The organism is Mycobacterium sp. (assembly GCF_032162105.1).
GTDB lineage: Bacteria > Actinomycetota > Actinomycetes > Mycobacteriales > Mycobacteriaceae > Mycobacterium.
On record NZ_JAVRPS010000217.1, the window covers coordinates 1 to 3209 of the forward strand.

Annotated in this window: 4 protein-coding genes and 1 pseudogene; all 5 read right to left on the reverse strand. The window is 64.5% G+C overall.

Annotated elements, in window-relative coordinates:
• On the reverse strand, positions 1-611 hold a 611-nt coding region (locus QOC69_RS11005), incomplete at its 3' end, for a cytochrome c oxidase subunit 3 family protein (protein WP_526439289.1).
• A gap of 196 nt (positions 612-807) precedes the next feature.
• Positions 808-1569, reverse strand: a complete 762-nt coding sequence (locus QOC69_RS11010; RefSeq protein ID WP_526439291.1) for a hypothetical protein — start codon at positions 1567-1569, stop codon at positions 808-810.
• A 229-nt stretch (positions 1570-1798) separates the two neighbouring features.
• A complete protein-coding gene (locus tag QOC69_RS11015) occupies positions 1799-2230 on the reverse strand; it encodes a TetR-type transcription factor C-terminal domain-containing protein (protein ID WP_526439293.1) in 432 nt (143 codons plus the stop codon).
• 111 nt (positions 2231-2341) lie between these two features.
• Positions 2342-3028 carry a TetR/AcrR family transcriptional regulator gene (locus tag QOC69_RS11020; protein ID WP_526439295.1) on the reverse strand — a complete coding sequence of 229 codons (687 nt, stop codon included), beginning with the start codon at positions 3026-3028 and terminating at the stop codon, positions 2342-2344.
• A 10-nt stretch (positions 3029-3038) separates the two neighbouring features.
• A pseudogene (locus tag QOC69_RS11025) lies at positions 3039-3209 on the reverse strand (CoA transferase); the annotation flags it as partial.

A 3209-nucleotide genomic window follows, 5' to 3' on the forward strand; every position in this document is an offset into this window, starting at 1 on the left:
CTCACCAGATACAGCAGCGGGAACAGGATGATCCAGAGCAGGTCGACCATGTGCCAGTAGATCGCGCCGCATTCGAGAACGACGGGCCGCTTCGGGTCGAACGACCGGGATCGGGCCTTGAACCACAACACGAGCAGGACGATGCTGCCGGCGATGACATGGAACAGATGAATCCCGGTCAGCGTGAAGTAGTACATGAAGAAGTCGTTGGTCAACAGGCTGATGCCGGCGTTCAACTTCTCGGTGTACTCGATGGCCTTCGACACCGCGAACGCGAGGCCGCAGAGAAATGCGCCGCCGAGGAAACGCTGCGCCAGACCAAATCGGGACTTTCGCACGGCGTTGAGCGCGAGCGCGGCGAACCACGAGCTGGTGAGCAGGATAAGCGTGTTGACACCACCGAAGTTCGGATTCAGGGCGTGTCGGGACGCTTCAAAGACGGCCGGGTTCTGATGCCGGCCGAGCATGAAGGACCCGAACATGACGGCGAAGACCGTCATGTCGGCCATCACGAAGACCCACACGCCTTCGACGCCGGGCAGCCGCCGCTTTGGATCGCCTACCGATACGAACTGGGTGTCGGTTTCCGGATTCATCACAGCACTACTCATCAACACTTTCCCTAAGCGACGGGGTGACCGGTCGTTGCCCGACCACCGCTGAGCGGTGACGCCGGCAGGGCGCCAGGCACGGATGGCCGTCCGCTCCCGAACGCGCACGACGCGTGCGAACTTCTGTCGCAACACTGTCGACGAATCGCGCGGACGGGAGCGGCGACCTCCGAAAACAGCTGCCCGATGGTGCAGGTCAGGACGCGAGAACCGTCGCCCGAGGACCGCCATCTGCCGAGGGGCTGCTCTCGAACTCACGCATGCGCCGACGAACGTCCTTGATCAAATAGGTGCTCGCGATGATTTCCCAGCACAGCCAGCAGAAGTACGGGAAGTAGTAGCTCATGACGCCATTCCACGCGAACGGCCCGGTCTTCAGAACGCCGGTGAGGCTGGCCGGGAAGAAGCTGACCGCGCAGAAGATGGTCAGGTAGCACACCCAGTTCGGCATGAGGGGCATCCCCTTGTTCTTCCGATCCGACAGAACGGCCAGGGCGAGCGCCACCATCTGCAACGTGGTGCACGCGTACTGCAGGTCGATGACCAGCCAGCCGGTATCGGTGAGCAGCTGGATCAGCGCAGGGTCCCGCTCGGGCCGGAATGCCGCGATGGCCCAGAAGCAAGCGCTGAACGACACGACCATGACGGTCAGAGCGCCACCGATGAGCTGAAGGTTAGCCAAGACCGGGTACCCGCCCTCGATCTTGGCCATCCGGGCGCTGATGTACGAACACCACGGCATGTACAAGCACACGATGATGAGGGAGACGATGAAGCCCAGACGAATCTCTCCGAGGTTCTCCGAATAGCGAGCGGCGAGGTCTGTCGCGCTCAACGCGGGTGACGGATTCGGCAGGTTGTGCCCGATCACCCCCCAGAACAGCACGAAGGTGACCAAGAACGCGGGGCCACACCAGGCGCTGATGAGCTGGAACCTGAGGCTGGTTTTCTGATCCATGTATCGCTCCTTTCCGATCGATTTCCGGTTGATCGCTGATTGCGCTCGCGAACGCACACAATAACATCGAATGATGTAGAAATGTAACATCGTCGGGACGGCGTGGCAACACCCTCGAGGAAGGGGGTGCGGGTGGACGACCCCATCGCTCATCGCGCCGGCGACGTTGATCGGCATGTCTTTCGCGGTGGTGCTCGTCTGGGCCGCCGCGGCGGTCTTGCCGCAGCGGTCAGCCGCCGGTGCCGAGAATCGCGCGCGCGACGTCGGCGAGCAGCGCCCGCAATCTCTCCTCGGCTAGACCGGTGTTGTGGAACAGCGGTGACCGGATCGCCCCGATCACCGCGTGCACGACGGATGGGGCGTCGATGTCGCTGAGGTCCGCGCGCAGCTCGCTGACCAGGTGGACCCACTCCTCGAGATACAGCCGCTGCTTGCGGCGTAACCGGCGACGGTCCTCCTCGGGCAGGTGGTTGATCTCGTTGTAGTAGACCTGCGCCAGGTGTCGATCACCCACGACGAACTCGATCTGGCCGGCGATCAACGCGTCGAGCGCCCGACCGAGATCGTCTGTGGTCGGAGAACAGCCTGGACCGCACCGTCGTGGTCGCCGTGTATGGGCGGCCACCGAACTGATCGGAAATCCGTGTTCAGCGCGCACCACGTGGTTCTCAGTTCAGGACCATCGGGCGTTGTGCGTCGGTCACGACCTAACCGGCCGCGAAGCGGACCGTCGAAGCGCCACAGGGCCCTAGGTCGGCGCTCGCCCGCGGTGTCACTGAGCGCGGTCGCGGCGCAACTGGTCGGCGAGATTGTTCAGCGCCTCGATCGCCACGGTGACCGCGTCCTCGACCTCCAAGCTCCGGGAGACGTGTTCGCCGCTCGCGCCGCCCGACGCGGCGAGCCCCGGGATGATGAAGTGGCGAAAGCGCCGTCGCGTTTCGTCGTCGGACCGTCCGATCTCCTCGGCGGCGAGGTAGGACTGCTCCACCAGGAAGTCGACCATCTCGCCGATGCCGATGTCGGTGCGTACCTGACCACTGTGCTGGCCCTCGTCCAGCACCGGGCCCATCGCGTCCACCGCGACCTGGTGCACCCGCGGGTCGTGCACCGATGCCGAGTGCTGAGCGATCAGGGCCGAGATCGACGGATCCGACGGCAGTTCGCGGGCTGTGTACACCAACGCCGCCTCCAGCTTGGCGAAGACGCCGGTCTTGGCCGCCATGATCCCCTCGACCGCCGCGACGTGCCGACGGGCCCGTAGCAACGCGACCTGCAACAGCATCTCCGAGACGCTGCCGAGTTGACGGAACGCCGTCGCCCGCGAGACACCCGCGATCTTGGCGACCACTTCCATCTGCACCGCGTTGATTCCGCGGGCGGCGATCTCGGCGTCGGCTGCCCGGATCAGGCGGTCCTTGACGGTGCCGTCGTCACCGTGGGTCACGTCGACGGCAGTCACAACGCTGAGGTTACGTGATTGCACCGGCGATCTTCAGTTCTATGAGTCGCTCATCATCGACGCCGAGTTCGCGGAGCACGTCGTCGGTGTGCTCGGCGAACTGCGGGGCGCGCCCCAGTTCCGCCGGATCGTCGTCGAACTTCACCGGGCTGGCCACGAGTTGCTGCGGATTGCCCTCGGC